Source organism: Agromyces humi (assembly GCF_009720255.1).
GTDB lineage: Bacteria > Actinomycetota > Actinomycetes > Actinomycetales > Microbacteriaceae > Agromyces > Agromyces humi.
Genome location: NZ_WJSP02000371.1, coordinates 1 through 3,585 on the forward strand (window position 1 = coordinate 1; position 3,585 = coordinate 3,585).

General features: G+C 72.0%; 4 protein-coding genes. 3 read left to right on the top strand and 1 reads right to left on the bottom strand.

From position 1 onward, the window contains the following. The 3 genes from GH736_RS19220 to menC all read left to right on the top strand — a co-directional run. Window positions 1-292, top strand: a 292-nt coding sequence (locus GH736_RS19220) for a hypothetical protein (RefSeq protein ID WP_203230857.1), incomplete at its 5' end; no start/stop codon positions are given. A gap of 8 nt (window positions 293-300) precedes the next feature. After that, on the top strand, window positions 301-936 hold the full coding sequence (locus GH736_RS19225; protein ID WP_159606209.1) for a MurR/RpiR family transcriptional regulator: 636 nt from the start codon (window positions 301-303) through the stop codon (window positions 934-936). A gap of 2 nt (window positions 937-938) precedes the next feature. After that, window positions 939-2,090 carry an o-succinylbenzoate synthase gene (gene menC, locus GH736_RS19230; protein ID WP_235934477.1) on the top strand — a complete coding sequence of 384 codons (1,152 nt, stop codon included), beginning with the start codon at window positions 939-941 and terminating at the stop codon, window positions 2,088-2,090. Window positions 2,091-2,160: 70 nt separating this feature from the next. Here the strand turns inward: menC and rmuC are convergent. Beyond that, a partial coding sequence (gene rmuC, locus GH736_RS19235) for a DNA recombination protein RmuC (RefSeq protein WP_328596919.1) occupies window positions 2,161-3,585 on the bottom strand: 1,425 nt, incomplete at its 5' end.

A 3,585-nucleotide genomic window follows, 5' to 3' on the forward strand; every position in this document is an offset into this window, starting at 1 on the left:
ACGGGCCGCTGATGCCGCGGCCACCGCCGGTGACCCGCCCGGCGCGATCCTGTCGGGCGAAGGACAGCTGGACGGCGGACGACGGCTGCGTTGGCTGCGCGTCACCGTCGATCCGGCGTCACCAGCGGGCGAGGTGACCGCCACCGCGGCGCCCGCCGTCACGTCGTGGCTCGCATCGGGGCTGGACGACGGCATGGTGCTCGTGGCGTGCCTGCCCTCGAGGCTGGCCGCGTCGCGGCCGGCATCCGTGCCCGAAGCGCTCTATGTTCTGGGGGAGGAGCCGTGCCGATGAGGAGCGAGATGTCCGAGCGAAACGGGTTGAACAGCCCCCATGAACGGTACGACGCACGCGTGCAGCGTCGGTCGGCCGTCGTCCTGAAGCGCCGGGTGATCGACCAGGAGCGGGCGCAGATCAGCGCAGCGCTCGACTGGGCGCACGATGACGAGTCGTTCGAGCGCATCGCGGCGCTCATCGTCGCAGCCCGCCGGCGATTCATCTTCGGGGCGGCGAAGTCGTTCACGTTCGCCTCGTTGCTGGCCATGGACCTCAGCGCGAGCCTCGCGAACGTCACGCTCATCGACGGCACGATCGTGCGGCCGCTCGACGTGCTGAGCGACGTCCGCAACTCGGACGTGATGGTGGCCATCTCCCTGGCGAGGTACCGGCGCTACACCATCGACATCGCACTCGAGTTCGCGCGCGCCGGCGGCACGCTCGTGCTCATCACCGATTCGGCGGATGCGCCGCTGGTGGACCACGCCGCCGAGACGATCGTGGTCAACACCGACAGCGCGTCGTATGCCAATTCGCCGACCGCGGTGGCGATGGCGCTCCACCTGCTCGCCACGCTCACGTCGGCGAGCTCGAAGGGCGCCGGACGACGCATGGTGGAACGCGACCGGCTGGCCGACGTGCTCGGCCTGTACGCGGAGTGAGCGTGCGCGTCGTCGAGGCGGGTCTCTACCGCGTGCGGATGCCGCTGGTGCACGGGTTCGAGACGAGTTCCCATCGCAAGAACGAGATCGAGCACGTGCTCGTGCGCCTGCGCGACGCCGACGGCCATGTGGGCTGGGGCGAGATCGCCTCGCCCTCGGCACCGTACTTCGGGGCCGAGACCACCGACACGTGCTGGATCATCGCCTCGTCGGTGCTGCTGCCCGCGCTCGTCGGGTCGGAGTGGGAGTCGCCCGCGGGTGCCGCCTCGGCGTGGCGGCGGGTGCGCGGCAATCGCTTCGCCATCGCGGGAGTCGACGCGGCGGTCTGGGCGCTCCACGCCGACGCCACGGGCACGTCGCTGGCCCACGCGCTCGGCGGAAGCCAGTCGGAGGTGGTGGCCGGCGTCTCACTCGGCATCGAGCCCACGATCGACGCGCTCCTGGCGCAGGTCCAGCGTCACGTCGACGACGGCTACCCGCGGGTCAAGCTCAAGATCGCACCCGGGTGGGACGTGGAGCCGGTGCGCGCGGTGCGCGCCGCGTTCCCCGACCTCGACCTCCACGTGGATGCGAACGGGGCCTTCGCGCCCGTCGCCGACGCGTTCGCGGTGTTCGCAGAGTTGGACCGTGACGGCCTCACGATGATCGAGCAGCCGTTCGCGCCCGACCACCTGCTCGCCCACGCCGAGCTGCAGCGGCGCATCGACACGCCCGTCTGCCTGGACGAGTCGGTGGAGACGGTCGACCAGTTCCGGACGGCGCTGCACCTCGGCGCGGTGCGCGTGCTCAACATCAAGGTCAGCCGCATGGGCGGGCTGACGGCCGCCCGAGCTGCGCACGACCTCGCCGTCGATGCGGGCGTGCCGGTGTGGTGCGGCGGGATGCACGAGTTCGGCATCGGGCGCGCGGCCAATCTGGCCATCGCGAGCCTGCCGGGATTCGTGCTGCCGAGCGACGTGTCGGGATCCGACAAGTACTACGCCCGCGACGTGACGACGGCGCCGATCCTCGCCACCGCCGGCCGGGTCGGCGTGCCCGCAGGCCGCGGCCTCGGGGTCGAGGTCGACGAGGCGTTCATCGCGGATGCGGCGAACGACCACCTCGAGTTCGGGGTGGCCGGGGTGGGCTCGGCCGCGGAAGTCGCCGTCGCCTGAGCGGAAGCGGAGCGCGCAGCACGCTCCGTCTCCGGCAGCGACGCCGTCGCGTGACGGATGCCGGGGCGCGTCAGTCGCGCGTCACGGCGTCGGGCGACTCGAGCTGGCGACGGATCTCGGGGTCGAGATCGGCGCCGGTGCCCGACACGAGCTCGAAGGCGGTGAGCTCGCGGGGCGCCTCCTCGATGCCGCGCAGCGGCGCGAGCACCTTGGACTCGTCGAGGGCACCGAGCTTGCGCGCGGTCGGCAGCACCTGTCGCTCGAGCGACCCCACGAAGGCGTTGTAGTCCTTCACGCTGCGCTCGATCGTGCGACCCAGCTTCTCGATGTGGCTCGCCGTGGTGGCCAGGCGCGAGTAGAGCTCGCGGCTCAGGTCGAACAGCGTCTTGGCCTCGTTGGTCAGCACGTCCTGCTGCCAGGAGAACGCCACGGTCTTCAGCACCGACCAGAGCGTGACGGGCGAGGCGAGCGCCACGCGCTTCGAGAACGCGAACTCCATGATGCTCGGGTCGGTCTCGAGGGCGGCGGAGACCAAGGACTCGCTCGGGATGAAGGCGATGACGAGCTCGGGCGAGGCGTCGAGGCCGTTCCAGTACCCCTTCGAGCCGAGCGCCGTGATGTGCGCGCGTACCGCCTGCACGTGCTGCTTCATGAAGTCGGCGCGGCGGGCGGCCTCGGCGCCGGTCGCGGTCGCGGGGATCTGGCTGGCCTCCAGGTAGGCGTTGAAGGGCACCTTGGCGTCGACGGCGATGGACTTGCCACCGGGCAGGCGCACCACCATGTCGGGTCGGCCGTGGCCGGAGTCGCTCGAGATGCTCGACTGCACGTCGAAGTCGACGCGCTCGAGGAGGCCGGCGGCTTCCACCACGCTGCGGAGCTGCGTCTCGCCCCAGACCCCTCGCGTGCTGTTGGAGCGCAGCGCGGACGCCAGCGCCTCGGCGGTGGAACGGAGCCGCTCCTCGGACTCGGCGGCGGACTTCAGCTGCTGCGACAGCTCGCCGTGCTGCAGGCTGCGCTGCGACTCGAGCTGGGTGACCTTGGACTGCATCTCGGAGAGCGACTGCTTCACGGGGGCCAGCGCCTGGAGCACGCGGCTCTCGGCCTGCTCGCGCGCCTCGCGGGCCTGCTGCTCGGCGCGGTGCTGCTCGACGAGCTCGCGCTGCTGTTGCTGGGCGGCGAGGATCTGGTCGCGCAGCGCCTCGGCGGTGGCCTGCGTGGCGGCGAGCTCCTCGCGGAGCAGGGACTTGGCGGCCTCCTCGCCGGCACGCACCTCGGCGAGCTGCGCCTGGTGCCGAGCCTCGACCAGCGCGGGGTCTTCGGTGACGGGCGCCGTGGGCGTGCGCCGGGACGACCAGACGGCCACGCCGAGGCCGCCGAGAAGGGCGCCGACGACGAGGCCGATGACCAGCAGCAGGATCTCCATGCCGCCAAGTGTGGCAGCGGCCGCCGACATCGCCTGCGATGCGGCCCGGCCGGGCGCGCATGCGAGTCGACC

Bases quoted from the DNA above. Each gene is read 5' to 3' on its own strand.
- GH736_RS19225 (WP_159606209.1), top strand. From the start codon at position 301: ATGTCCGAGCGAAACGGGTTGAACAGCCCCCATGAACGGTACGACGCA.